This is a genomic window from Nocardia amamiensis NBRC 102102, from assembly GCF_001612745.1.
GTDB classification, from domain to species: domain Bacteria; phylum Actinomycetota; class Actinomycetes; order Mycobacteriales; family Mycobacteriaceae; genus Nocardia; species Nocardia amamiensis.
Map to the genome: position 1 here is coordinate 1 of NZ_BDBA01000125.1, position 26,467 is coordinate 26,467.

General features: G+C 64.5%; 15 protein-coding genes and 1 pseudogene. 7 read left to right on the top strand and 9 right to left on the bottom strand.

Annotation, left to right across the window (positions count from 1 at the left end):
• The 3 genes from NA4_RS22760 to NA4_RS42735 form a co-directional block, all read right to left on the bottom strand.
• The coding region (locus tag NA4_RS22760; protein WP_157129238.1) for a transposase at positions 1-227 on the bottom strand (227 nt) is incomplete at its 3' end.
• Positions 228-474: 247 nt separating this feature from the next.
• Positions 475-1,686 (bottom strand): formylglycine-generating enzyme family protein, encoded by a 1,212-nt coding sequence (locus NA4_RS22765; protein WP_218022348.1) that lies wholly within the window; start codon positions 1,684-1,686, stop codon positions 475-477.
• 181 nt (positions 1,687-1,867) lie between these two features.
• Positions 1,868-2,119 carry an NUDIX hydrolase gene (locus NA4_RS42735; protein ID WP_067473554.1) on the bottom strand — a complete coding sequence of 84 codons (252 nt, stop codon included), beginning with the start codon at positions 2,117-2,119 and terminating at the stop codon, positions 1,868-1,870.
• Positions 2,120-2,151: 32 nt separating this feature from the next.
• Between NA4_RS42735 and NA4_RS22775 the strand changes: the two genes are divergently transcribed.
• The 5 genes from NA4_RS22775 (at position 2,152) to NA4_RS40640 (ending at position 5,934) form a co-directional block, all read left to right on the top strand.
• Positions 2,152-3,297: an IS110 family RNA-guided transposase gene (locus NA4_RS22775; RefSeq protein ID WP_281180058.1), complete on the top strand. Its 1,146-nt coding sequence runs from the start codon at positions 2,152-2,154 to the stop codon at positions 3,295-3,297.
• Positions 3,298-3,391: 94 nt separating this feature from the next.
• Positions 3,392-3,559 (top strand): transposase, encoded by a 168-nt coding sequence (locus tag NA4_RS39325; RefSeq protein ID WP_084497353.1) that lies wholly within the window; start codon positions 3,392-3,394, stop codon positions 3,557-3,559.
• Positions 3,560-3,660: 101 nt separating this feature from the next.
• Entirely contained in the window at positions 3,661-4,059 is a 399-nt protein-coding gene (locus NA4_RS40635) for a hypothetical protein (protein ID WP_157129233.1), read from the top strand.
• A 275-nt stretch (positions 4,060-4,334) separates the two neighbouring features.
• A complete protein-coding gene (locus tag NA4_RS22785) occupies positions 4,335-5,750 on the top strand; it encodes a HupE/UreJ family protein (protein ID WP_157129234.1) in 1,416 nt (471 codons plus the stop codon).
• A 28-nt stretch (positions 5,751-5,778) separates the two neighbouring features.
• Positions 5,779-5,934 (top strand): hypothetical protein, encoded by a 156-nt coding sequence (locus NA4_RS40640; protein WP_157129235.1) that lies wholly within the window; start codon positions 5,779-5,781, stop codon positions 5,932-5,934.
• Positions 5,935-6,170: 236 nt separating this feature from the next.
• On the opposite strand, the gene NA4_RS41960 is transcribed toward NA4_RS40640, so the two are convergent.
• Together NA4_RS41960 and NA4_RS22795 are read right to left on the bottom strand one after the other, a co-directional pair.
• Positions 6,171-6,974: a hypothetical protein gene (locus tag NA4_RS41960; protein ID WP_174552979.1), complete on the bottom strand. Its 804-nt coding sequence runs from the start codon at positions 6,972-6,974 to the stop codon at positions 6,171-6,173.
• Between the two features lie 161 nt (positions 6,975-7,135).
• A complete protein-coding gene (locus tag NA4_RS22795; protein ID WP_067473564.1) occupies positions 7,136-7,741 on the bottom strand; it encodes a TetR/AcrR family transcriptional regulator in 606 nt (201 codons plus the stop codon).
• Between the two features lie 193 nt (positions 7,742-7,934).
• Here NA4_RS22795 and NA4_RS22805 point away from each other — a divergent pair, with 193 nt between their 5' ends.
• Positions 7,935-8,504: a universal stress protein gene (locus NA4_RS22805; RefSeq protein ID WP_067473570.1), complete on the top strand. Its 570-nt coding sequence runs from the start codon at positions 7,935-7,937 to the stop codon at positions 8,502-8,504.
• Positions 8,505-8,558: 54 nt separating this feature from the next.
• Positions 8,559-8,832, top strand: a pseudogene (locus NA4_RS39340) (amidase family protein); the annotation flags it as partial.
• A gap of 255 nt (positions 8,833-9,087) precedes the next feature.
• Here NA4_RS39340 and NA4_RS22815 read toward each other — a convergent pair.
• The 4 genes from NA4_RS22815 to NA4_RS22830 form a co-directional block, all read right to left on the bottom strand.
• Entirely contained in the window at positions 9,088-10,062 is a 975-nt protein-coding gene (locus tag NA4_RS22815; protein WP_067473576.1) for an alpha/beta fold hydrolase, read from the bottom strand.
• Positions 10,063-10,221: 159 nt separating this feature from the next.
• Complete coding sequence (locus tag NA4_RS22820; protein ID WP_245671546.1) at positions 10,222-12,339, bottom strand: MMPL family transporter; 2,118 nt, start codon at positions 12,337-12,339, stop codon at positions 10,222-10,224.
• An 83-nt stretch (positions 12,340-12,422) separates the two neighbouring features.
• On the bottom strand, positions 12,423-17,732 hold the full coding sequence (locus tag NA4_RS22825) for a non-ribosomal peptide synthetase (protein WP_067473582.1): 5,310 nt from the start codon (positions 17,730-17,732) through the stop codon (positions 12,423-12,425).
• A complete protein-coding gene (locus NA4_RS22830) occupies positions 17,729-26,248 on the bottom strand; it encodes a type I polyketide synthase (protein ID WP_067473585.1) in 8,520 nt (2,839 codons plus the stop codon). The genes NA4_RS22825 and NA4_RS22830 overlap by 4 nt, the downstream gene beginning before the upstream one ends.
• Positions 26,249-26,467: the final 219 nt, after the last annotated feature.

The window sequence follows — 26,467 nt, forward strand, 5'->3', positions numbered from 1 at the left end:
GCCCGGGCGATCCCGCCGCGGGACAGGTAGAAGATCGCGTCGCACACCAGCCGCCGCGGCCACTTCTCCGGCCGCCCGCCACGGCCTGCGGCGCTGCCCGGCGGCGGCAGCAGCAGTGGCTCGAGCAGCGCCCACTCGGTGTCGGTCAGCGACGAGGATGGATAGACCGGGCACTTCGGTGACTCGCCGTGGGCTGGGCACGATGAACACGAACAGGTAGGCGACACTGGCACAGGGACTCTCGGATCACGACAGGACGGTGTAGTAACCCCAGTCGTACCGGGAGTCCCTCTACCAACCAGGCATCACACGCCGACCAGCCACCGAGTTCTCGGATGCCCTGTCAGGATTCCGGGGCACGACGCAGGAAAGAAGATCAAAGGACGCAAACGCTACCTCGCCGCCATCCACACCCTCACCCGACGCCTCGCCCATCCCACCGACCAGGACACCTGAGTTTCTTCGAACAACCTTTCAGGCCATCTCGGCGACCGGCCGGATGAGCAGTTCGGTGATGTACCGGTTGTCCGACTCGAGCCAGGCCCCGAAATCCTTGTCGCGGTAGGCGGTGGCCAGCGTGAGCCACCCCAGGAAGAATCCGCTTCCGCCGCACGTGGCGCCGCCTCCGTCACCGCCGCAGACGATGGTCGGCTCCGTGGTGAACTCGTGTCGATATGGATCCTGACCGATCTTCAGATCCCACAGGTTCGACTTCCGGTGCGGGCCTGTCCGGTGGTCGAACGGATAGCCATCGTCCGGGCTGTCGTCGCCCCATCGAAACAGAGTGCTGGCCCCAGCACCGCAGGCGTATTCCCACTCGTCCGGAGTGCTCGCCCGCACGCCCAAAGCAGACGCCTTGCCCAGCGCCTGCTCGTAGGAGATCTGTTCGACCACCTGGGCGCGATGCACTTGTCCCAGCTCGTCGAACTCGACCTTCAGACCACCGTCGGGACCCGACCACACCACCGTGCCACCAGGGCGAGGACCGGACTCGGCGACCAGCTTCTGGACCCGAGGATCATCGGTCCGCGCACTCTCGAGGCACGGTTCCAGTGCCTCGACCCCGACGAACATTGCGGGAAGCTCCACCACCCGATCCGGCGAAGTCATCGCATCGACGAACTCTGCGATCGCGGGCAGACCGTACTCCTCGACGCTATCGGCATAGCTGGCTGCCTGATGTGGTGACGGGACGAACCTGTCCCCGCCGTAACCGAGTCGCACACGGTCGGCCGGGACCAACGAGAACCGCACACCCGCCCGCTCGAACAGGGCAACACGCTGCTGTCGGCCCGCGTACTCGTGGTGATAGACCGCAACCAACTCCGCATCGTTCTCGCGGGCCACCGCACGTGCAACTCTCATTGCCGATTCGTCGGACAGCTCCCGCCACCGCACAGCGGCCAGATCAGCATGCGCCATCCCCGCATTTTGACCAGAGCCGTCGCGCCGTAACAAGTCGGCGCCGTGACGGTGCCCAATCGGACAGGTTGTCCGACGCACGTCACATCCAGGTCCCAGACCATCTTTCGCCGACAGGAAGTCGTCGGCGGCATGGAGTTCCTGCGCGCCGAATTCGAGTACCGACTCCAGCAGCTCCAGCAAGCCGGGAAACCCCGGCCCCAAGCGGCGCAAATCCAACGACTCGAGGCCGAGGTCGAGAAGCTGAAAAACGCTCTTGCCCAAGCAGCTCGACAATCCAGAAGCTCACCGAGTTCCGAAACCAGGCCCTGGCCCGCCTCGCCGCCCAGCACGAAGAAATCCTCCGGCTCCGCGCCGCCGCAGGCCCGAACACGAACATCGCCCGACTCCCAGCCAGGCAGCAGGTCATCGGCCCATGCTGACGCGTCGATGCAGGTCGTCGATGTCACGCGACAGCGCGGCCATCTTCCAGATATACCGTCGCGCCCTCGACGCGAGCTCGGCACGCTGCTGCCACCCGCCGAGCCAGCACCTCCGGCAGCCGCTTCTCAGCCTCGACCTCGTCGCACCAGGCCCAGCGTCGAAGCTCTTCTTCCTGAAGGGTTATCGCCGCAGTCTGATCGGCGCTCAGCAGTCCACCGTCATACACCAGCATCACCCCGTCGCTGGGATACAGACCAGGCGGAACCCAATCCACAACCAACAACCGCCCAATCTGGAGCTATCGCTATCGACCCCCACAAAGCGTCGTGGACGGCCGTCATCGTGGATCAACAATGCCAGTCGCTGGGTTCGCTGCGCGTCGAGGTCAACCGCGCGGGCTATCGGCGGCTACGCCGATTCGCCCAAGGCTGGCCCCAGGCGGTCTGGGCGATCGAAGGAGCCCGCGGTCTCGGCGCCCCTCTGGCCCAGAAGCTGGCCGACGACGGAATCGAATGTCTCGATGTGCCAGCGAAACTCGCCCACCGTGTGCGAATGCTTTCCACCGGGCACGGCCGCAAGAACGACGAAGCCGACGCGCTGTCGGTCGGCATCGCCGCGCTCAACAGCACCGGACTGCGATCGGTGCATATCGACGAGACGGCGCAGGTGTTGCGCACGCTCACCGAGTACCGCGACGATCTGATCCGTACCCGAACCCAGACCGCCAACCGGTTGCACGGCATGCTGGCCCGGTTGGTGCCAGCTGGGCTGCCGAAACGACTCACCGCTGAGGCTGCCTCGCAGCTGCTTCGGTCCGTGCGCCCACGCGAACACTGCCGCCGCACGCTGCGGCAGATCGCCGTGGACCTCATCGGCGAGCTTCGCCGGCTCGATCGCCGCATCGACAGCGCAACCAACTCGCTCGACGTTGCCGCCACCGAGTCCCGCACCCAGCTCCCCACCATCCATGGTGTCGGCACTGTAGTGGCGGCCAAGATCCTCGCACACACCAGCGATATACGCCGGTTCCGGTCTGCCGCCACGTTCGCCTCCTACTGCGGTGTGGCCCCGATCGAGGTGTCCTCAGCAGACACTCGCCGGCATCGGCTCTCCCGCGCCGGCGACCGCCAGCTCAACTACGCGCTGCATGTCATCGCGATCACCCAGATCCGCCGCGACACCGCCGGGCGCGCTTACTACCAACGCAAACGAGCTGCCGGAGTTGTCGGACACCGAAGCGCAGCGCATCGACGAACTAATCCAGACCGACAGCGGAGAATTCACCTACGAGTGGATGGCGTGGCTGGCATTGCACGAAGCATGCCGGCAGAGCATCGACAGCGACCACGCCATAGTGTTCATCGGATAATCAACTGTCTCCAGTTGTGGGTTCCCAACCAGAAGGCCTCCGTATCCGGGGACCCGCGGCGTAGCGGGTCCAGGTCGCGGTGACCTGGGCGGCGGCGCGGGTGGTTGTGTGGTTGAGATTCCCCCGTTTTCCGGAGGGCTCCGATGTGTGGTCCGATAGGGCCGGAAGGAGTCATCTGTGGCAGCACCGAGGAAGTACCCCGACGAGTTGAGGGCTCGCGCGGTCCGGTTGTACCGGGAGTCGGATCCCAAGCCGACGATCCGCAAGCTCGCCGAGCAGTTGGGGGTGCATCACGAGGCGTTGGTCCCGGAACTGGATCCGCCAGGCCGAGGCCGATGCTGGTGAGCGGGCCGATCGGCCGACCACGGACATGGCCGAGGAGAACAAACAGCTGCGGAAGAAGGTCGCCGAGCTCGAGCGGGTCAACGCGGTGTTGCGTTCTGCGAGTGCGTATTTCGCCTCTGAGCTCGACCAGACCGGAGGTGATCGTGCGGTTCATCGAACAGCATCCGCAGCACCCGGCGCCAGATCTGGTCGAACGCGACTTCACCGCCGATGCCCCGAACAAACTCTGGGTCGCCGATGCCACGCGCATCCTACCGGTGAGGGCGTGTTCTGGCTGGCCGCGGTCCGGGACGCGTTCACCTGCGCCTGCCCCGCTGGCCGCGCGAGTACATCGCGCCTGGGTCGACTTCGTCACCATCGGTACACCCGGCTGGCCCGAATACCGCCCCGACCGGCGCACCACGCAGCTCATCGACGACGAATGGGCCGTTGTCGACGACCCGTTCGCCGCCGAACGCGACGCCTGGACCCACACCCGAACAGGAAACACCCCAACCTGATGTCGAGCAGGCAATACCTATCGCCCGACCTGACTGAGCACGGCGTTGCCGAAGTGCATGCCGTGACTTCTGCCGACCCATCTCGGATCCAGACCGACACCAAGGTCTGTCACGTCGGGGGTTCGGAGTCCATGGTGCGACTTTCGTTTTGGCCGGAGACCGCAGAATGAAGGTCTGCGCCCAAGGGGCTATCGGCATGCGGGCCTTGCAGGCCGTCGCGAAGATAGGTAGATCGACCGATTCAGGCGTACCCGTGGAACGTGCATCATCGGCCTGTGACACGAACGCTACGAAGAGCGCTGGTCGTGCTGGGTTGTGCAGTTATCGTATTGCTGTACAACCCGATTGCCGCACCAGCGCATCCGATGCCGGGCACGAAGGTTCTGCTCGATGTGCGCGAGACGGCGATCAACGCAGAATTGTTGATACCCACAGCCAATCTCGCGGAGGCCAGCGGCATCGATGTCGGCTTGCGCACGCGCCTGTCGGCCGAGGACTCCGCCGGACTGGCGAGCTATTTGCGCGACCATTTGCGGCCCGCAACGCCGGACGGCGTGCCGTGGACCGTCCAGATCAGCGACATGCGTCTGGACTACGCAGACCAGACGGCCACCGGTTCTTACAAAGAACTCGTCGTCCATGCAGTGTTGACCCCGCCGCCGGGCGTCGACATGCGCCGATTCGTATTGAGCTACGACGCCGTCATCCACAAGGTTGTCACGCACATCGCCATCATCTCGGTCCGCCAGGACTGGCGAGCCGGGCAAGTCGATGCCGATAATGACGCCAGACAGGTCGGCGTCGTACGCACGGACGCCGAGTCCATGACCGTGCCACCCCTATCGGTGGATCTGAATGATGCCAGCGCGTGGCGGGGATTCGTCGCAATGGTGATACTCGGTGGTCATCACATTCTCGAGGGCACTGACCACCTCCTGTTCCTGTTCACCCTCCTACTACCAGCTGTGCTGGTAGCCAAGGCTGGTCGTTGGCACCCGGACAACCGCCCGCGTCGCGCCTTCCGGCACATCCTGACTGTCACCATCGCATTCACCGTGGGGCACTCCGCTGCGCTCGTGGTCAGCGCCCTGAGTCGGCTGGAGATCCCTGCGCGCCCGATCGAAACACTCATCGCCGTGACAATCCTGGTGGGCGGCGCACACGCCATCCGGCCGCTGTTCCCGGGCCGAGAAGCCGTCGTCGCCGGGACATTCGGGCTTATCCACGGTATGGCGTTCTCCTTCACCCTGGCCGAACTGAAGTTGTCCACCAGCCAACTGGCGCTCAGTCTGCTCGGGTTCAATCTCGGCATCGAGGCCATTCAGTTGCTGCTGGTCGCGCTCGCAATGCCGCCACTACTGGTCCTGGCCACCACCCGAGCTCAGCCAGTCCTTCGCGTCGGCGGCTCACTCCTGGTGATCATCGCCGCCCTCGGCTGGGCGTTCGATCGACTCGGTTTCGCCAACCCGATCGCCCGTGCCGCGGACCGGGGCGGCACGATGATCTTTCCGATCATCACTACCGCGGCCGTTGTCGCCGTTGTGGTGCTGGCCGCCCAGGTTCTGAGACGGCGGTCACCGGTCGCGTCGACCGGAACTGCTGGGTCGCCGATCGACGGTGACGGCCTGGGATGTCGCTCGGGAGGCTCTGGGAGTTTCAGTCGGCTGGGTCGTGTCGGTCAGGATCGATGACCGTGCGGTGTGAACTACGCAGCATTGGTTGTTCGAGACCGAGGCCGTCGCTGTGGGCGGCTCGTTTCCCACCAGTCCGCCACGCACGCTCGACGACGTGGAATTCGCCACGATGGAAGGGGTCGAGTGGTACAACAACCGGCGGCTGCACAGCCTGCTCCCGCTTTTCGGTCTTCTGGGCTGATGTCCGCTCGGGCTCCGATTCGCCTCGGCTGCTGTCCGCCAGGAGCTGCCCGGCGCTTGGGCAGCCCGCCGAAGACTGGTTGATCTGATCGATCACGCCGCCCGGTCGGTTATCCGCTGACGGTGCCCAATCTGATACTCGCCGAAGCCGTTGCCGCGGATGGGATTCGGGTGGTCCTCAACGTCGAGGCCGTACTCGAGGTCGATGTCAGCTTTTCCGCAGGTCGATCTCTGTGATTAGCGCATGTATCCCCCTCCGGACACAGACACCACGCACACGGGTGGTTGTGGAGCAGTTTCTGCCACGACCACCCGTTTTTCGTGGTCGTAGGTGAGCTTCAGGCCGAGTTGCCGGTAGACATCGAGTTTGTCGGTGGGGTCAGCCGCCTTCAGTATGTGGACCAGCCCGCCCAGTGACGCCACGAGTTGGTGGATCTCCTTCCGGGTCATGGGGTGATTCCCACGTTGCCCGGCTTCCAGCGTGGCGAGCTGGGCCGCTGTGGCCTGGCGTTCGCGTTGAACTTGTTGGGTCCAGCCTGCCACAAGAGCCGGGTCGGCAAGATTGCGCAGTACGACCTGCACATGCCGCGGGGACGGTCGAACTGAGCTACCAATATCGCCAAGGGCGGCGGCGGGCTCGTGCTCAGGGACTTCGATGAGGCATACACGCGGATGACCGCAGCGAACGTCGAGTTCGTCACGAAGCCGCGCGCCGAACCTAGGCGAGGCGCTGCAGGAGGGTGCGCAGTTGTTCGCGGAAGTATTCGTCGAATTCAGGTGAGCCTGGTTTTTTCCGGTCGAGCCGAGTACCGGGCGGGGAAGCGTGACGGGAGCCATTACCAGGGACATCAGCGCGATTCGCACGAACGCAGGATCGAGTTCGGCGGCGATTTCGCCGCGCTCCTGTGCCAGACTGGCAAGGTCGGCCGCGGCGGTCTCGTCGACCGAGGCGGGTGCGGAGCCGCCGGTGAGTCCGTGCCAGACCATCAGGCGTGCGACGCAAGGGTCCGACAGCCCGCGGCGCAGCCGTAGCGCTTGCACAAGCTGGTGATCTGGAACGGGCCCGAGCCGTCATATGGAACGATATCGCCTCTGCTGGCAGGAACCTGCCGTTGGCTGCGGCAGGGTGCTCGTCCAACAGTTTGCGGTCACGACAAGCTGGCACAAATCCGTCGAGCAGCCCTGCTCCCCAGCGCTCACGTTCAGCGCAGCAGACCGTGGGCGATCACGTCAGCAGCCGCTTCGAGCAGGTCGCGCAGCTCGGTTTCGTTGCGGTGTAACTGGTCCGGACGCCAGTTGAGGCTGATGATGCCGTTCCATGCGGCGAGCAGGGCGATGGCAACCTTCTCCGGATCTACCGGCCGGGCGATACCAGCTTCGATCCCCAAACGGATGGCGGCGACCATCCGGTCGTTCTGCTCCTTGATTTGCCGCGCCATCCGCTCGGCCAACTCGCGTCCCGCGGTGTACTGGCCCGGGTCGGCGGGAAAGGCGAGCATACGGAAGTACTCCGGATACTGCAGGTAGAACTGAAGATATTGCTCGGCTACCGCATACAGTTGCTCGGCAGGCGTCCGGTCCGGCGTGAACGCCAAGTCCATGAATGCCCGGTCGACGGCGAGCGCGCGCTCGACGACCGCCGCGTGCAGCCCGGCCTTCGAACCGAAGTGGTTGTATATGGAGCCGACCGCGACCCCTGCCCGGTCAGCGATTTCCTCAACCGTCCAGCGGTCCATCGGACGTTCCTGGAGAACCTCCTCCGTCGCGCGCAACAGGGCATCGATGGTGCGCTGCTTCCGTACGTCCACACTCCACCTTTTGCATTCATTGCAAGAACTCGTCGGAGTTGCTAGTGTACTCCACAAGATCTTGCAACCATTGGAAGAGTGGATTCTTCCTCGCATCCGCGACATTCGGCCACCGGATCGTGCCTTGCGGGAGACGTTGATTCCACGGCTGGGGGAACTCCACGCCCTGACTCAGCCTTGCCAGGAGAGTCCGATGCACCGTTACCGCACAATCGTCGTTGACACCGACGGCTCAGAAGCCTCCGACATCGCTGTCGAAGCGGCGGCGAGCATCGCCGCGATCGCCAGCGCACAGCTGATTCTGGTGTGCGCCTATACCGCTATGCGCGGCGAGGTCGACGCCATGGCAGACATTCTCAAGCGCGACGCACACCTGATTCGCGGGTCGTACCCCGCCGACGACATCCTCCGCTCCGCGGCGGAGAACGCGGCCGCCTGCGGCGCCATCGACGTCGTCCGGCGCGCTGTTCCCGGGTCACCGGTCAACGCATTGTTGTCCATCGCAGCCGAAACAGACGCTGATCTCGTGGTCGTCACCCGCCGCGGTCCGAACTCCGCGGTCGCCCGCCGATTAGGCACGCTCCCGGACGAACTCGCACGGCGATCTCGGGTCGCGGTCCTCGCGGTATGCCCTGCGCCGAGGCGCACCCTCCTGCCTCGACGCGGAGAGCCGCCGACCAGGGAGGTCAGCACCGGAACGGGTCTCGGCACCTTCCTTCGATCGCGGCTGCTGCCCCGCAGCAGCTCGCAGCCCGTCTCATGAAAGAGTCGATGCCGCAGTCTCCGGGAGCTCTCGACTGCACTCGCTTACGGCGATCTGAGCTCCCGCATGGCGGTCAACACCGCACTCGATCGGATTGACGCCAGCCAGCCGACACTCAACGCGTTCCGCGTGATTCGGCGTGAGCGGGCGTTGACCGTGGCGCTAGCGGCCGATCGGCGGATTGCCGCCGGAGCGACTGCCGCTGCTCGGCGTGCCGATCGCTATCAAAGACGACACCGATATCGCGGGCGAGCAGACCTCGTTCGGTTGCGGTGGTGAGTACACACCGAAGTCGACCGACGGTGAGGCGGTGCGCCGACTGCGTGCCCGCCCCTGTCGATGGACTCGACGGCCGCGCGACAGACCGGGTCGTGATCGGGACAATCCAATCCAGTTTCCTGGAACGTTCTCGGCTGGCCGAGCGTGAATGTCCCCGCGGGTTTCACCGATGATGGTTTGCCGTTCGCAGCCCAGCTGATGGGTCCACTTGTTCCGAGCGAATGTTGGTTTCGGTTGCCGCGCAACTAGAATCGGGCCTCAACTGGGATCGAGTACGTCCCGGCCGTGGTAGCAGCGCCGGGCGTCACCGCGACTGGTCGGCGCCCATGAATCCCAATATCAGCGCGGTGACTTCGGCAGGGCTGTCGACTTGAGCAAAGTGCGAGGAGCGATCCACCCAGTTGAGTTGGGCATCCGGGATGAGCGCGGCCAATCTCTCGCCGACGCTGGGCGACACGAGCGGATCTAGGCGAGAGTAGATGAGCTGTATGGGCATCGGGAACGGCTTCCCGTCCCGCTCGAGACGCTCCAGCGCCGCGATGAATTCAGCGTGGTCGGCCGGCCGCATCACGTCTCGTAGGTAGCTGGTGAACGCACGGGTGCCCTCGACGGCCTTGAGCGGGCCACCGTACTCACGGGATTCCTCGAGCGATTTGAGCGTGTCATCGTAGTAGTGAACGATCCGATGGGCCCAGCGGTCGGTGTCGCGCCGAATCCACCAGCCGAGCACATCCTCGGCGCCCGGCACTGACAGCACGGTATGCAACGCATGCAACCGCAGCTGCGGAAAGACCGGCGCGTGGATATTGACCAGTCGCGTAAACGCACCCGGATCGGCCAAGGCCTGTCGCATAACCAGATATCCGCCCAGTGAGTTACCGACAGCCAGGCAGCCCCGTAGACCGAGGGCAGCCTGGAACTCACCAATCCACGCAGCCAGCTTCGGCGCCGAAAGACGGACCGCCGGTGCGCTACTGCGGCCGTTACCCGGCAAGTCCGGCATGATCAACTGGTAGTGCGCCCCCAAACCTTCCAGCACATAGCGCCAGGAATAGCTACTGGTCATCAGGCCATGAACGAGCAGAAGGGGTTCGCCACTGCCGTAGGCACGATAGTGGATGCGCAGTCGTCCGAGCCCGGTCGATTCCATTTCGAGATCGTAGGGCGCGGACTGGTAGTACAGGTGCGGCCGAGTCGGTTGTTCCGGCACCTGAGAGAAGGGCTGCTGTTGGAACGGGCGCAGGGGCCGCGACGACGTCTGGGTGGAACGGATCGACATGGATTCTCTCCCGTAACCCGTCTTGCAATGATTGCAAGATCCTCCAAAGGGTAGCATCGCTCCCCCGACGCCCGCAATGATGCCGTGCGTGAACCGGGACGCGTACGAGGCGAACCCGCCCCGGAATCACGCGCGTTCCGCGGTGGCAGGCCCGTCTTCTCATGCCGATCCGGTGCGCCCTCCCATCTCCGCACGATCCTCGACCGGTGCGGAACCAGCCGCGCTAGCGGGGGGACGACGGAATGGCATCCACCAGTTGGCGCTTCCCATCAGCTTGACGATGGCGGGCACCAGGAGCATGCGGACCACGGTGGCATCGATCAGGATCGCGATCGCCATACCGAGCGCCGCGACCTTGATCAGGGCTACGTCCGACAGCGCCGCCGCACCGGCGACGATAATGAACAATGTTGCTGCGGCGGTGATTACCCGCCCGGTACGCGACACACCGGATGTCACGGCCTCCTCCGTGCTCGCTCCCTGTTCATGAGCTTCGACCATCCGGGACATGAGGAACACCTCGTAGTCCGTAGACAATCCGAACACCGCCATGGTGACCACGACGAGCGCGGGCAACGGAAGTGGCCCCGGGTCCACGCCGAGCAGGGCCGATCCGTGTCCATCGACGAACACCCAGGTCAGCAGGCCGAAGGTGGCGCCAAGGCTGAACGTGGCCATAGCAACTGCCTTGAGCGGCAACATAATCGAGCGGAAGCCGACACACATCAGCAGGAGTGTCGCGGCAAGCACGATCAGCACTGCCGCCGGAATCGAGCCCACAATGGCGTTGTAGCTGTCCACGCGTTGGGCGTTCATGCCGCCGACCAGTACGGTGGTGCCGGACGGATTCGGCATCTGCTGCAGCGCTCGTACGCAATCCTCGGCGGCTGGCGAGAAATCCGGATGAGTCAGCAGTACTCGCACCAGGACCCAGTCCTCGTCCTCGGCCAGCCTCAGGGCCACTCGAACACCGCTGACCTGCCCAGCCTCGGTGATGACCTGCTGAACGGCCCTGTCCGACGGCGGCGCGCCGCTCTCGCCGCGTATCACCAGCGTCGCTCCGTCGGTGGCGTTGGGAAAGTTGGCGGCAACCGTCGCCTGTGCCTGGCGGGCCGGATTGTCTGAGGGCAGGCCGTTGGGGTTGACGCCGCCGGTCTTGATACCGAGTAGGGGCAGGCTCAAGGCCAGCAGCACGAGAACGATCACTCCGGTGACCGCGACCGGCCGGCGCATCACCCAGACCGCGAGTCCGGCCCAAAACCGTTGGGCTCGAGCCTCGCCCCGCTGTACCGCACCACGCCGCCAGGGCACCGCGTCGATGCGCTCGCCGAGCAAGGTGAGGGCGGCCGGTAGCGCGGTCAGCGATAGCGTCGCCGCGATACCGATCGCGGCGATCGCGCCATACCCGAGCGAACGCAGCATTGAGATCGGAAAGACCAGCGATCCGGCGAAGGCGCATATCAGTAGCAGCGCTGAGAATACAATCGTGCGTCCGGCGGTTTCGACAGTGCGCCGCGTCGCCTCGGCGGGCGAACTTCCGGCGCCGAGCTCCTCGCGGAACCGACTGACGATGAACAGACTGTAGTCGATGGCCAGGCCGAGCCCGATGATCGAGGCGATATTCAGTGAAAACGCGCTGACATCGGTAAAGATGCTGATCACCCGTAGTGCACCCAATGAGCCGAATACTGCCAATCCACCGACGACTACCGGGGCCGAGGCCGCGACAAGCCCACCGAAAATCACCACGAGCAGACCGAGCATCAACGGAATCGCCACTGATTCGGCGATCACCACATCGGTTTTCGATTTGGTGTTGTAGGCGGCGGTCAGGGCGGTGTACCCGGAGAACTGTGTCTGGACTCCGTCCACGGTCAACTGCTCCACCAGGTCGGCATAATTTCGGAGTCGATCGCTTTCGGTGCCTGCGAGAGCAAGCGCGGCCAGACCTCTGGTTTGATCGGTGGAGCGCATGGCAATCTGGCGAATGCCCTCCGCAGTCCAGTACGACTCGATCGGCTGGGCCAGCAGATCAGGATCGACCGAGGCGAGCCGTTCGAGGACCTGAGGTCCGATGTCGCCCAACGTTTTACCGACTGGGACAGTGTAGATCACCACGATATCCGGACGGCGTCCGCCCGGTGTCTCGTTGATCAGCTTCTCGGCCTCCGTCGATTTGCTCGCGGGGTCGGCGTAGCCGGCGAGATTCAGGTTCTGCAGGACCCCGATGCCCCAGATGCCGCTGAGCAGGAACATCGAGATCGACAGCGCTAACACCAGTCGCGCTCGGTTGGTAATCCATCGGGCCCATATAGTCATTTCGCCACCGGTATAGTTGTCGTGAATTCAATTTGAGGGCATCAGAAGTGGTAGAGCGCGCAGCCGACTTGTATTCCCGCCCCGACCGCGATGATGATCCCGATGTCACCGCGACGCACCACGGCGTTGTCATGGCAGTACCGCATCGCCGCCGACACCGAGGATGTGTACAGATCCGGGCCATCTCCGGCAACGTCGACAATGCGATCACGCGGGATGTCGATCCGATCCGCAAGCACGTCCAGAAAGTCCGAGGAAATCTGCGGTGCCAGCACGACTCCTATATCCGAAAGCCCTGTTTCAGTGGTATTCAGAATCTCTTCCAGCGACTCGTGGATCAACTTCAGATAGATATCCTCGATGCCGGAATGCTGCTCGAACTCGAGACCGGTATCACCATGTATCCGGGTGAAGGCGGTCAGAGCGTAGAGATGCTCCGGATAGCAGGCGAAATGAAATGCGCCGAAACCGGTGCCGTCACCCTCGGAGGCAGCCAGCACGGCAGCCGACCCCATATGTCCGATCCCGCGCCGGGCCACCGACATACTCGGTACGTCCGGATCCGCCTCCGCGGCGACGACCAGCGCCGCTGAGGTCTTGCCCGCATCGATGGCCGTCGCAGCCACGTAGCAAGCCTTGAGGAATCCTGTACCGCCATCGCATAGGTCGAAGGCCAGCGTGGCACGGGTGAACGGGTCGCTCGGATCGTCGTTGATCTTCAATCGATCGGCGACGAAAGTCGCCGTCGCGGGCTCGACGGTGTACTCGTCCCGGAACACGCCGGCATAAAGCACCAGGCCGAGATCGTCCGCGGCAGTGCCGGACTCCCCGAGGCACTGCCTGGCTGCCCGCGTCGCCAGGTCGACCGCCCGATCCTCACCGACGGGTGATGCCAGCGCGACAGACTCGATCCGCACCGACGGTGAGCCGACCGATCGTGCCGGTCCGGTGCCCTGAGCGCTGGGTCGCCCGGATCTGCTTCCGGTGCGCATCCGATCCGGCAGGTCGTCGAAGGTATACAACGCCGCACCGATGGTTTGACCGGAACCGGTGACGCTGAACAGGATTCGGTCACCCGCCTGCACCTCGCCCTGCTGCACCAGATCGTTGATCGCTACAAAATGCGTAGTGGACGCGGTATTTCCGCGGTGCTCCAGATTGGACACCGTGTTGCCGGGATGGGCAGCTGTACGTCCGATCAACCGATTGATCGTTGTCATCGCGTCATTGATGGAGGCCTGCGAGGTCTGGTGCATGAGTATCCGATCCACTGCCTCGGGCTGCCAGCCGTTGTGCTCGAGCATCTGCATGGCGAACGGCACGGATTTGCGGACCGCGACGGCGGTCTGCTCCACCGCTTTCGTGCGCATGATCGCGCCGCCATGTGGTTGATCGGTACGCTTCCCGATGCACAGGTCGCTGTAGCGGCTCAGCGTATGCAACCGCAGATCATGGAACCCGACACCGTTGGTGGTCCCGCGCTCCAGGATGACCGCCGCACCCGCGTCGCCCACGGTGAGGCAGGCCAGCCGGTCGTCGAGGAAATCGGTGATCTCCTGCTGAGCGGTACCGATGATGTGGGAGACGTATTCACCGCTGACCACCATGGCGGTGCGGACCCGTCCAGTCGCTAGGAACTGGTCGGCGACGGCGATACCGGTGAACATCCCCGCGCAGGCGTTGGAGACGTCGAAGCTCAAAGCGTTGTGCAGGCCCAGCATCCGGCGCAACCGCATCGAGATGCTCGGCTCGGAGATCAGCCGGCGGTCAGGTCCTTCGGTGTTGGAGATATTCGTGCAGATGAGCAGATCGATGGTCGCTGCCGTATGGGCCGAACCGGCGAGGCATTGTTCGGCTGCCCTTCGCGCCAGGTCGATCGTGAATTCACCCGGCCCGACCACGCGCCGAGTTTTGATCCCGGTGAGTTGTTCCAGCGGGATCTCGATCGGCTGGTCGCATCCGGCCAGAACTTCGGCGGTGTGCACGACGGTGTCGGGCAGATAGACACCGATGCTCTCGATGATCGTGTTGCCGACGGCAGCGGACGGCTGTCGATCGGGGTCCGGCGACTTCTCCAGGATGGTGTCGAATCGTTCCGATGCGGTGACCGGTTCGACCGTGGTCGGTGCGTCGGTCGATTCAGCGGACGCGGCAAGTCCTGCAACAGTCCGATGCCGGAAGACTAGTTCCGGCGTCAGAACAATGCCTAGATCCCGTGCTCCAGTACATATCTGCATGACCTGAGTCGAGGCACCACCCAACTCGAAGAAGTCGTCGAAGACGCCGACCGTATCGATCCCAAGCACCTCCTGCCAGAGACCTGCGAGGGTGCGCTCGGTTCCGGTGCGCGGTGGCCGGTACCCCGACGAGATGTCCGGCCTACTGGCCTCTGGGTCCGGAAGCGCTCGGTCGTCACGTTTTCCCGTCGGAGTGGTCGGGATCCGCTCCAGCATCACGAATTGCGCCGGGATCATCGCGTCCGGGAGGGTGTGCCGCAGGAATCCACGCAGGTCACCGGCGCTCGGCGATGCGCTCGATTCCGCCGCGACAACATAGGCCACCAGACGTGGTGTCTCGGTGCGCTCGCCACGGACCACGACGGCTGCTTCACGCACCTGCGGGATTTCGGCCAGTGCGCTTTCGATCTCACCCAGTTCGATTCTGACCCCGCGAATCTTGACCTGATTGTCGGCGCGACCGAGGTACTCGATGTTTCCGTCCGGCCGGTATCTGGCCAGATCCCCGGTGCGGTACATCAGACCGTTGGGGTACGCGAGCCCCGATTTTCCACCCGGCCCCGGCAAACCTTCTACGAAGCGCTCCGCCGTCAGCTCGGGACGGTTGAGATAACCCTGCGCGACACCTATACCCCCGATGTAGATCTCACCGACAACTCCAACCGGGACCGGATTCAGAAACCGGTCGACGACGTGGATGTGGGTGTTCGCGATCGGCCGCCCGATTGGAATGATCGGATCGGTATCGCCGCGCACACAGTCGTAGAATGTGACGTCGATTGCTGCTTCGGTGGGACCGTACAGGTTGTGCAGCCGCGCCGGAACGGTGGCGAAGAAGCGGTCGCGCAGGTCCGCGGTCAGCGCTTCGCCGCTGGTGATGACTTCGCGAAGGCTCACGCAGCGCTCCGCGCCTGGATCGGCGAGAAACGCTCGCAGCATGGACGGCACGAAATGAGCCACGGTGACCTGATGCTCGATGATCGTCTGTACGAGGTAGCCGCTGTCACGGTGACGTTCCGGCTCGGCGACGACGATTCGAGCGCCCACCAGCAACGCCCAGAACAGCTCCCACACGGACACATCGAAGTTGGCGGGTGTCTTGTGCAGCACCACATCCCGGTCGGTCAACGGATAAGCCTGCTGCATCCACAGCAGCCGATTGCTGATGCCGCGGTGCGTGTTCCGCGCGCCCTTTGGCAGACCGGTCGTACCTGAGGTGAACATGATGTACGCGATGGAATCCGGTGTGATCATGTCGGTCTCGGAGACGAACCCCGGTACGGCATCGGGGGTGGGGATATCCACACACACCACCGGAACATCCTTGGGCAGCCGATGCCGGAGCCGACTGTCGGTGATCCACACCGCGGGCGACGATTCTTCGCTGATCGCACGCAGGCGCTCCGCCGGATGCCGTGGGTCCACCGGCAGGAAGGCGCAACCGGCCAGGAGTGCGCCCAGCGGGCAGATCACTGACATTTCCGAGCGTTCGAGCGCTATTCCGACCGCATCGCCGGGCCTGGCTCCGGCCGCATACAGCCGGGCGGCGACCTCAGCAGCGCGGCGGTGCAATTCGCGGTAGGAGATGTCGTGATCGCGGTAGCTCACCGCGACCGCCTCCGGCGTCCGTCGGACCTGTTCAAGCACTAGATCGTGCAACCGCCGGCCCTGAAAGCCCGGCACGGCGGTGTCGTTCCAACCGGCCCGCTCAGACACTTCGTCGCGAGTGAGCAGCGGGAGTCGGCCGATCAGCTCGTCCGGGTTCACCGCCGCCATCGCGAGGAATTCCCGCAGGTGGTCGGCCAACCGGCCGATCATTGCGGTGTCGAACAGGTCGCTGTTGTACTGCAGCACCGCTGACAGGGTGTTCTCCCGCTCTGCCACCATCAGCATCAGATCCACCGGAGCGCCACCTTGCCGCAGTGACAGCGATTCGACTATCTGACCACCTTGCTCCGAGCCCGCCGAGGCGGCGAGTGTCGTGCGTGAGGTCTCCCAGGCGAAGAAGACCTGGAACACCGGTGCGTAGGCCGGATCACGCACCGGTACGAGCCGTTCGGCGACCAGCGCGAAGGGAAATTCCTGGTGCTCTATCGCATCCAGCACCGTACGACGGACTCGCTCGAGCAACGTGGCATAGGTCGGGTTGTCGCTGAGATCGCACCTCAGCGCGACCGAATTCACAAAGTATCCCACGATGCCTTCCGATCCCGGCATCTCGCGGCCGGCGATCGGCGAACCGATGATAATGTCATCGAGGCGGGAATAGCGTTGCAGCACAGCGAAAAACGCGGAGAGTACCGCCACCTGCAACGTGACGCCGTGGGTACGCGCGAGCTCGCGCAGCTCCCGGGTCTGTGGCTGGCCGATGTCGAAGGCGTGCGTCGCTCCGACGAAAGTCTGGTTCGCCGACCTCGGCCGCCGGCTGGGTAATTCGAGATGCGGTAGGTCGCCGGCGAGCTGCTGCTTCCAGTAGCTCCACAACTTCTCGCCACGTTCGCTGTTCAACAATTGGGATTGCCACCGCACGTAATCGGCGTATCGCGCGGGCAATTCGGGTAGCTCCACCGCTGGATCGCGGTACAGCGCGGACAGTTCGCTCAGAACCAGGTCCAGCGACCAGAAGTCGACCGCGATGTGTGGCATCGCCAGCGTCAACAGGTACTCCGCCGATGCGCGCTGGATGACGGTGACCTGCAGTACCGGTCCTTTCTCCAGATCGATCGGCTCGCCGAGTTTGCTGTCGAGCCATCCGTCCACCCGCTGCTGGGACCAGTTCGTAGCGTCGAGGGTGTGCACCGGAATCCGGCTGTCCGGGTCGGGAACCGCCACCGGGCGGTCCCCAGACATCCGGAAGGTGGTTCCGAGCAGCTCGTGACGACGGACGAGGTTCGCGAGCGCGACTTCCAGTCGCGCGATGTCGAGGGTCCCTTGTCTCCGGCCCACGTACAGCAGGTTGTAGGAGGCGCTCTGGGGGGCAAGCTTGGAATGCAACCACAGGCCCCGTTCGCCGGGCGAGAGTTCCCGCTCAGCCCTTGCTCGCAGCAAACGTTCGAGCAGAAGGCGCTTCTCGTCGGGATCGAGTTCGGTCATGGCGTGCCTCTGATCGGTCATCCGGCTTCTCCTTCTGAGGCGAGCAGTTCGGCCAGTAGCTCGTCGACGGCTTTGTCTGACAGCTCCGCCAGATCGGCAAGCAGTTCGGCGGCCTGCTGATCGTCGACATTGCGCGAGCTACGCGGGTTCTGGGGGTGCGCAGCGACTGGTGCGGCGGCTGATGTGTGCTCGAGGTCGAGTTGACTTACCAGCCACGCGGCGAATTCAGTGACGCTGGGCCCTTCCAGGAGTTTGATCACCGGCACAGTGACGGGTAGGTCGCGCTCGATACGCGTGCGCAACTCCATCGCACCGATCGAATCCAAGCCCATGTACCGCAGCGGCCGGTCGTGGTCGAGGGCGTCGATATCGATGCCGAGCCGAGTGGCTACTACCGCGGCCAGGTAGGCATGCAGGATAGTGCCGCGTTCGGCCGCAGTTGCCGCGCGCAACTCCTCGATGAGTGCACTCGGCGGGGACTCCTCCGCAGCGTCGTGCGCCGGAAGCAATTCCGCAAAGCGCGGAAGTTGCGCGATTCCCGCCAGTACCGACTGCCAAGCCGACCGGTCCAGTGGCAGGACAATAGAGTGGATCAGGTTCGAGACCAGAATCCGGTCCAGGATGGACAGCCCCGCCGCCGGGGAGATCGCACCGATGCCGAGGTTGCTCACGTGGGCACTGCGATGGTCCTGGCTGGCCAGCCCGACCTCGCTCCATGGCCCCCAGGCGATACTCGTCCCGGCCAGACCGATGCTACGGCGGTGCTGGGCCAAGGCGTCGAGGAACGCGTTGGCACCGGCGTAGTTGCTTTGGCCCGGCGAACCGAGGACACCTGCCGCGGAGGAAAAGTAGATCATGAAATCCAACGCGATATCGCGGGTCGCGGTGTGCAGATGCCACGCTCCGGCCACCTTAGGTGCGAACACCTCCGACAGCGACTGTTCGTCCTGCCGATCGAAGACCGCATCGGCCAAAGTCCCTGCCGCGTGCACGATTCCACGCAGCGGCAATCCCTGCGATTCGATTGTGGTCATCAGCGCGGCGACATCGGCCTCCTGGCTGATATCGGTGCTGGTCACGGTCACCCCTACCCCTGCGGCACGAAGTCGCTCGATTACCGACCCGGCACGTTCGTCGGGGCCGCGGCGTCCGGTCAGCACCAGGTTTCTGGCGCCACGGTGCACCAGCCAATCGGCCACCTCGATGCCGAGACCACCGAGGCCACCGGTGACCAGATACTGTCCGTCACTGCGCAAACGCGGCATGGTCACGTTGATGTCCGGGATTTCCTCGGTGGTGAGGACCACCTTGCCGATATGCCGCGCCTTCGCCATGTATCGGAAGGCTTCTTCGGCCTGCGAGATCCGAAACACTGTGGCGGGCAGCGGGGTCAACTCGCCATCGGCGATCAGTCCCATAACCGTGCGCAGCGTCGCGCCCACCTCATTGGGGCGTTCCAGGACCATCGCCGCGATATCGACAGTGAAATGCGATACGTTGCGACGCAACTGCCACAGATCGATCGTGCGCTTCTCGACGATGTCACGCTTACCGATCTCGACGAACCGCCCGAAGGTCCGGAGCACGCCGAGACCGCGTGGAATCGCCTCCCCCGATAGCGAATTCAGGATAACATCGACACCTTCACCGTCGGTGTCGCGCATGATCTCCTCCGCGAAACTCAACGATCGAGAATTCATCACATGCTCGACACCCAACGCACGCAGATAGTCGCGCTTCTCCGGACTACCCGCTGTCGCATAGATTTCCGCACCGGCGCGCCGGGCGAGGGCAATCGCGGCCAGCCCGACTCCTCCGGTAGCGGAATGGATCAGTACCCGCTCGCCGCGTCGCAGCCGAGCCAGTTCGTGCAGCGCGTAGTACGCGGTCGTGAAGGCGATCGGTACCGTGGTGGCGGCCACCGGATCCAGTGATTCGGTAATCGGGACAACGAGAGTCGATGACGTGGTCACATACGAGCCAAATGCCGGCGAGGCGATGGCGGCCACGACGTCACCGGGTTCGATGCCCTCGACCTCGGGGCCGACGGAGATCACCCTGCCGACACATTCGGCGCCGAGCAGAACGCGTTCGTCGTCCTCGGGTGGGATCACACCTGCCGCCACGGCGACGTCGTGGAAGTTGAGTCCGGCTGCCAGAACTCGGATTTCCACCTCACCGGCATCGGGTTCGCGGCGCCCGGTCTGGCGCAGTTCGAGATCTTCGAGCAGGCCCGGCGCCCGCTGGGTGACCGCGAACCCCTCGGCCGGGTAAGCGGGGCGTCTGATCGCGGCCGGGACCGAAGTGCGGACCAGGCGCGCCACGAATCGCGTATCACCGCGTAGCGCGATTTCAGTTTCCGCGTCGTCCGACCACAGCTCCCGCGATAGGGTGTCGAGCTCGCGCGCATCCGGATGGCGACTGATATCGATTCTGGTGCAGCGAAATTCCGGTAACTCATGTTCGAGCGTCCGCGACATACCCCACAGCGGTGCCGCGGCGATCCCTGCGGCATCTGGCACGTCGGGTGTTCCGGCCGACTGCGTTCCGTTGGTGACGACAAACATCCGCGGTGGTCGGCCTGCCCATTCGTGTCTTGCCACGGCCTGCATCATGTGGAGGAACTCGAGCGCGGCCGAGCCCGCGGTGCTGACGAGACTGTCTTCGGACTCGGCCTGTCCGCCGAGGTACACGATCGCCTCGATCGTTTCGCCCTCGAAATCAGCTGCGGTACGACCAGTGCCAGACCGCAAAACCGACAATCCCCTGGCTGTGAGCAGCTCGGCCACCAGGTCGGCCATCGGGTCGACGCCGACGACGATCCATCGGCGGTCCGCCGACTCGGTAGCCCGCGCCTTCGGTGGTGCCGACTCCTGCCATGACAGCTGGTAAAACCAGCGATCGGGTATTGCCGAGTCCGACTCCGCAACATCAACTGATAGTCGCCTCACCCGTAGGCCTGTGCAGTCGGCGAGCACACGCCCGTCCTCGGCCAGCAACTGGAAGTCACCTTCCAGCGTGTCCGCGTCCGATACGGGCCGCCTAGAGCTGACCATATGACACCACCGCGCCGTCGCGATATCACCGAAGACGCGTAGGCAGCCGAGCCCCACCGGCAGGAAAAGGCTGTCTTCACGAGCATCGGTCTCGGTCACCGTTGCGGCCAACACCTGGAAGGCGGCATCGAGTTGCACCGTCGTGGCGAGCACCGTGCGGAAGCCCCGCGGCGCGACGGATTCTTCCGACAGATGCGCAAGTGCCTCGGCGTCACGTCGCCACACCTGCGTGATCCGTTGGAATGCGGGACCGTACTGGAGCCCGACGTCAGCGAGCGCATGGTAGAAGTCGGCACCGGCGATGTCATCGTTCCATCCATCCAGGTCTGTGGCCGGATGCCAGGGCGAAGGAGCGACGGCATCGCGGCTGATCGAGCGAACTGTGCCACGCGAAAGCTGTTCCCATGAGGTGGTGGCGGTATCGACCGATGTCGTCAGACTGCGGAAGGTCGCCGACCCCGGCGCGCTGTCCACCAGGGCGAGCTGGATCCTGCACTCCGCGTCGTCCGCGAGCAATAGTGGACTGTCGAACGTGACATCGAGCAGTTCGTACGCACAGCCATCGAACTTCTCGCCAGCGGCTGCATTCAGTACCGCCATGTGCAGTGCGGCCGGTGCGGTCGGTGTCGATTGCACGCGGTGGTCGCGCAGGAATTCCATCGAGTCGAGTGAGATATCCCACTGCCAGAAGGCCGTTCCGGGATGGATCGAGGAATCGATGCGCGCAGTCGTCCGACTGGAACCGCGTTCGGACGACTGCTCCGCGGAGGGACCCGGGCCACCGATCCAATAGGTCTGCCGCTGCCACGGATAGGCCGGCGTGCGCACGAACACCGCGCCGTCGCGGTGCAGCGCCCGCCACTTCACTGGGTAACCCACACAGTAGAGCGCGCCCAAGGAGGCCAGCAGCGTGCCATATTCGTCGCCGTCGCGAGCCCCGGACGGGACCACCGTCGCGCTCTCTGTCTCCCGTATCTGTGTGATCGCGGCCGTCAGCACCGGATGCGGAGCGATCTCGACGAAGGTTTCGTATCCGTCGCCGATCATCCGGTCGACCGTCGGACCGAAGCGGACGGTCTTCCGGAGATTGTCGCCCCAGTACTCGGCGGTGAACCGATCGGAGCCCTCGAGTGCGCCGGTGACCGTGGAATACACCCCCACAACACCCTCGCGGGGAGTGATGTCGGCCAGCGCGGTCACCAGTTCGGGCCGCAGCGGATCCATTTGGGGTCCGTGCGAGGCGACGTCCACCTTGATCAACCGGCAGAAGATCTCGTCGCGCTGCAGCGTCGTGAGCACCTCGTCCAGTGCGGCGGGATCGCCGGAAAGGATCGTCGAACGCGGGCTGTTGCGCGCCGCGATCGCGACGAGATCGCTGTAGTCGGCAATCCTGCGCTCGACCTGCTCGGGCCCGAGCTCCACCACCGCCATTGCACCTCGGCCGGAGACCTGCCGCAGCAACCGGGAACGGTGCGCGATGACCAACGCAGCATCGGCCAGATCGAGCACTCCGGCGACGTGGGCCGCCGCCACCTCGCCCATGCTGTGTCCGACCACCGCATCGGGTGTCACGCCCCACGAATCCCACAGGGCAGCCAGCGCGACCTGCACGGCGAACAGCGTCGGCTGCACAACGTCGACCTCGGCCAGACGGGAGCGTTCCGCGGTGGCGTGCAGTTCATCGATCACCGACCAGCCGGTGATCCGACGGATCTCGCGGTCACACCTGATCAACGCCTCACGGAAGGCGGGCTCGTCCACGAACAAGGCACGGCCCATGCCGAGCCATTGCGAGCCCTGTCCGGAGAACACGAAAGCGACCCGCGCTGGCCGGCCCGGCCGTGCGCACCCGGCCGACATACCCGGTCGGCCGTCGCCACGCAGGAATGCCGCGAGCTGATCGGCCGCCTCGGCCGAGGTATGCGCGACGAGCGCAAGGCGATTGTCGTGGTGGCTGCGATGCGCCGCCGCAGAGTACGCGATGTCGGTCCAGTTCGCGTGCTCGGCTTGTAGCAGCGACCGGTACCGACCGGCCAGCTCGCGCAGCGCGTTCGAACCGTGCGCGCTGATCGCCAACAACGCGGGACGCTGCACGTCCGGCGTCGTCCCCGACGCTGCCTCGGGCGCGGCAGCCAATACGACATGGGCATTCGTCCCGCCGAACCCGAAGGAACTCACCCCCGCAACTCCGAACCCCGCTGGCCACGCTTCGAGGCTGTCCGCGATCCGGATCGGCGCCTTTGCCAAGTCAATGCCGGGGTTGACTTCGCGGTAGTGCAGTGTCGGTGGAATCATCCGGTGCCGCAATGCCAACGCCACTTTGATGACTCCGGCGATACCTGCGGCTGCTTCGAGATGACCGATGTTCGACTTTACCGAGCCGATCGCGCAGGTCTCCCCCGGCCGCCTTCCCTCGGCAAGCACTTCTGCGAGCGCGTTCGCCTCGATGGCATCACCGAGCAGGGTGCCGGTGCCGTGCGCTTCGACGTACACCGCGTCCCCCGGCACCACACCCGCACAGGCATAGGCTCGACGCAGCAGTGCGGCCTGAGATCGCTTGCTGGGGGCCATCATTCCATTCGTGCGGCCATCGTGATTGGTCGCACTGCCGCGGATGACCGCGTAGATCGAATGGCCGGCAGCCTCTGCCCGCGACAGCGGCTCCAGCAGCACCACGCCCGCGCCTTCGCTACGCACGTATCCGTCGGCGGCGGCGTCGAAGGTCTTGCACCGCCCGTCCGCGGCCATGACACCGGCTTTGGTCATATTGATCGATATTGCGGGCGACAGGATCAGGTTGACCCCGCCGACTACCGCCAGCGTGCTTTCACCAGAGCGGAGCGACGCGCATGCCTCGTGCAGCGCGACCAGCGATGACGAGCACGCCGTGTCGACCGCGATGCTGGGACCGCGGAAATCGAAGCAGTACGAAATCCGGTTCGCCGCAACGCTCATGGCGTTACCGGTGCCGGTATACGCGTCGATCCGATCCTCGGCGGTATAGAAGAGCCGACCGTAGTCGTTGGTGGATATCCCGAGGAAGACACCGACCGGCTCTCCGGCCAGCTCCGCCGCCACCAAGCCCGCGTCTTCCAGTGCTTCCCCGGTGAGTTCGAGTACGAGCCGCTGCTGCGGATCGATGTGCTCGGCTTCGCGCGGCGAGATACCGAAGAACTCGGCGTCGAAGGAGCGCACGTCGTCCAGAAATCCACCCCAGCGCACGTCGTCGCGGGTCCAGCGATCGTCGGGGACCTCCGAGATCGCGTCAACGCCCTCGCGGAGCAGATCCCAGAATGCGGTGGTGCCGTCCGCACCGGGAAACCGGCAGCCGATCCCGACGATGGCCAGCGGCTCGCCCGATGCTGTATCCACCGGATTGCTGGATGCCTGCTGCGATGCCGATGCCGATGCCGATGCCGCCCGAGAGGTGTGCGGGTTCGCCAAGTACTCGGCCAGTTCGGCGATGGTCGGGTATTCGTAGGCGACGGTCGGGCGCAGCTCCACACCGAAGGACAGACCTATCGCGCTGGCGAGCTTGACCGCCCGCACCGAATCCAGACCGTAGTAGGAGAACGGCCGACGAGGATCGATCTCCTCCTGCGCGACTCCCAGGTCCCGGGCAAGGTGATCGACCAGCCACTCCGACACCTCCCGCACCGATCGATTTGCCGCAGGTCCACCCGACGATTCCTCCGACGACGAAGGCGGCTTGCGTGCGGGCAGCGGGGACCAGTGCGCAACGGTCTTGAGGGCTCCGCTGGCGAACTTCTCCCGGCACGCGAAGCGCTGTACCTTGCCACTGGAGGTACTGGGCAAGCTGTAGGGGCGAACCAGAACCACCGACGAGACCGCAACCTCGTACTCTTGGGCGACGACGGCCGCTACTCGCGCGCATATGCCGTCGAAGTCGGTGTCGGGCAATACATCTCGTTCGATCTCCTGTACGACGATGAGCTGCTCGCCTGCACCGGCGTCCAGGGCGAAAGCAGCGCCGCGACCGCGCAGCAGCACGGCATCGGCGTCCTGGACGGAGCCCTCCAGATCATCGGGGTACAGATTTCGCCCCCGCACGATGATCAGATCCTTCAGGCGGCCTGCGACGAAAAGCTCATGATCGCTGACGAAGCCCAGATCACCCGTACGCAGATACGGTCCGGCAGGATGGTCACCTGGATCGACGAGTTCGGCGTAGAAGGTAGTAGCGGTAGGCTCGAGCTGACGCCAATAGCCCTGCGCGACGGACATACTCGAGATCCATATCTCACCGACTTGCTCAGGCGGGCAGGGCTGTCGAGTATCGGGATCGACAATGACCAGCTGCAGCCCATTCTGCACGCGGCCGCAACCGACCATGGCGGTGGAGCCGTCCCGGCCAGGATCTACATCGACGACACGGCGCTCGTGCAGTGAACTCCTCGACAGGTACTTGACCAGCGGCCCGTCCGGGCGAGGAGACCCCGTCACCAGCAACGTATTCTCGGCTAGTCCGTAAACCGGTTGCGCTGCCGCGGGATCGAAGCCCACGGGAGCGAATGCCTCGGCGAAACGCTCCATCGTCTCCACGCGAACGAATTCCGCGCCACACAGTGCGGTCCGCCATCCGCTCAGATCGAGTCGCGCCCGCTCTTCGGGAGTCGTCGTGTTGACACACAGTTCATGGGCAAAGTTCGGTGCCGTCGTAATGACGCGCTGCCGACCGGAAATACGTTCCAGCCACCGAATCGGGCGCAGCACAAACGACACCGGCGACATGAGCTCGGAACTACCGGCCACATACACCGTGGTCAACACCGCGCCGACCAAGCCCATGTCGTGATGCAGCGGAAGCCAGAATACGCCGAACAGATCGTCGTCCAGATCGGGTGACCCGAGTGCTCCCCGGATGCTCTCCACGTTGTCCATGAAGTTGCGGTGCGTGAGCATCACACCTTTCGGATCGCTGGTGGATCCGGAGGTGTACTGGATAAGGGCCAGGTCGTCGGGCGCAGGCAGCACCGGCGTGCGATCTGGCCGGTCGCGATGCGGATGAACGTGTAGAGCATCGGATCCGCACCAGCGCAAACTCTGCGCGAGCTCGAACGACTCGATCGCCGCGCGGGTCTCCGGCAGGGACTCGGTGGAAGTGAGCGCGAAACTCGCGCCGGAATCGTTGACGATCTTGCCGATGCGAGTGACCTGCTTCTTGCCCACCGGCGAATAGGCAGGCACCGCGACCGCGCCGGCGAGCAGGCAGCCGAACAAACCCGCGATGAAATGTAGATCGTTCTCGTGCAGCAGCAGGACCCGCTCCCCGCGGGCACCTTCGCGGCGCAGCCATTCGGCAACCGTTTCGGCGCGCTCCTCGAGCTCACCATAGGTCCATTGCTCGGATACCGACTCACCGTCGGGAAGATAGGCGAACGCGAGTTTGTCTCGATATGCCTGCGCACGAGCGATGAGCAAATGCGCGAGCGTGGGCTCAGCAAACTTCTCAGATGTCATCTAAGGAATCCCCCAATAAAGCGATGAGAGCTACGAACAGCGCTCTGACTCGCTTGCGCCGAGAATTGCCAAGAATTGTTACCCCGGCACCCGAGCGGCATCGAGCAGATTTACACAATGTTCGACAGCGCGAGCCGATTATCATCGGAGATAATAGAACTCGCTACCAGTTCGGGATTCCCCTTCGAACCCCCGTGCCCCAACCTACCGAGCCCGACT

What these genes read in the sequence shown, in the direction of transcription:
- NA4_RS22825 (WP_067473582.1), bottom strand. Translation starts at nt 17,732, where the DNA reads ATGACCGATCAGAGGCACGCCATGACCGAACTCGATCCCGACGAGAAG.
- NA4_RS22830 (WP_067473585.1), bottom strand. Translation starts at nt 26,248, where the DNA reads ATGACATCTGAGAAGTTTGCTGAGCCCACGCTCGCGCATTTGCTCATC.
- NA4_RS22805 (WP_067473570.1), top strand. Translation starts at nt 7,935, where the DNA reads ATGCACCGTTACCGCACAATCGTCGTTGACACCGACGGCTCAGAAGCC.
- NA4_RS22815 (WP_067473576.1), bottom strand. Translation starts at nt 10,062, where the DNA reads ATGTCGATCCGTTCCACCCAGACGTCGTCGCGGCCCCTGCGCCCGTTC.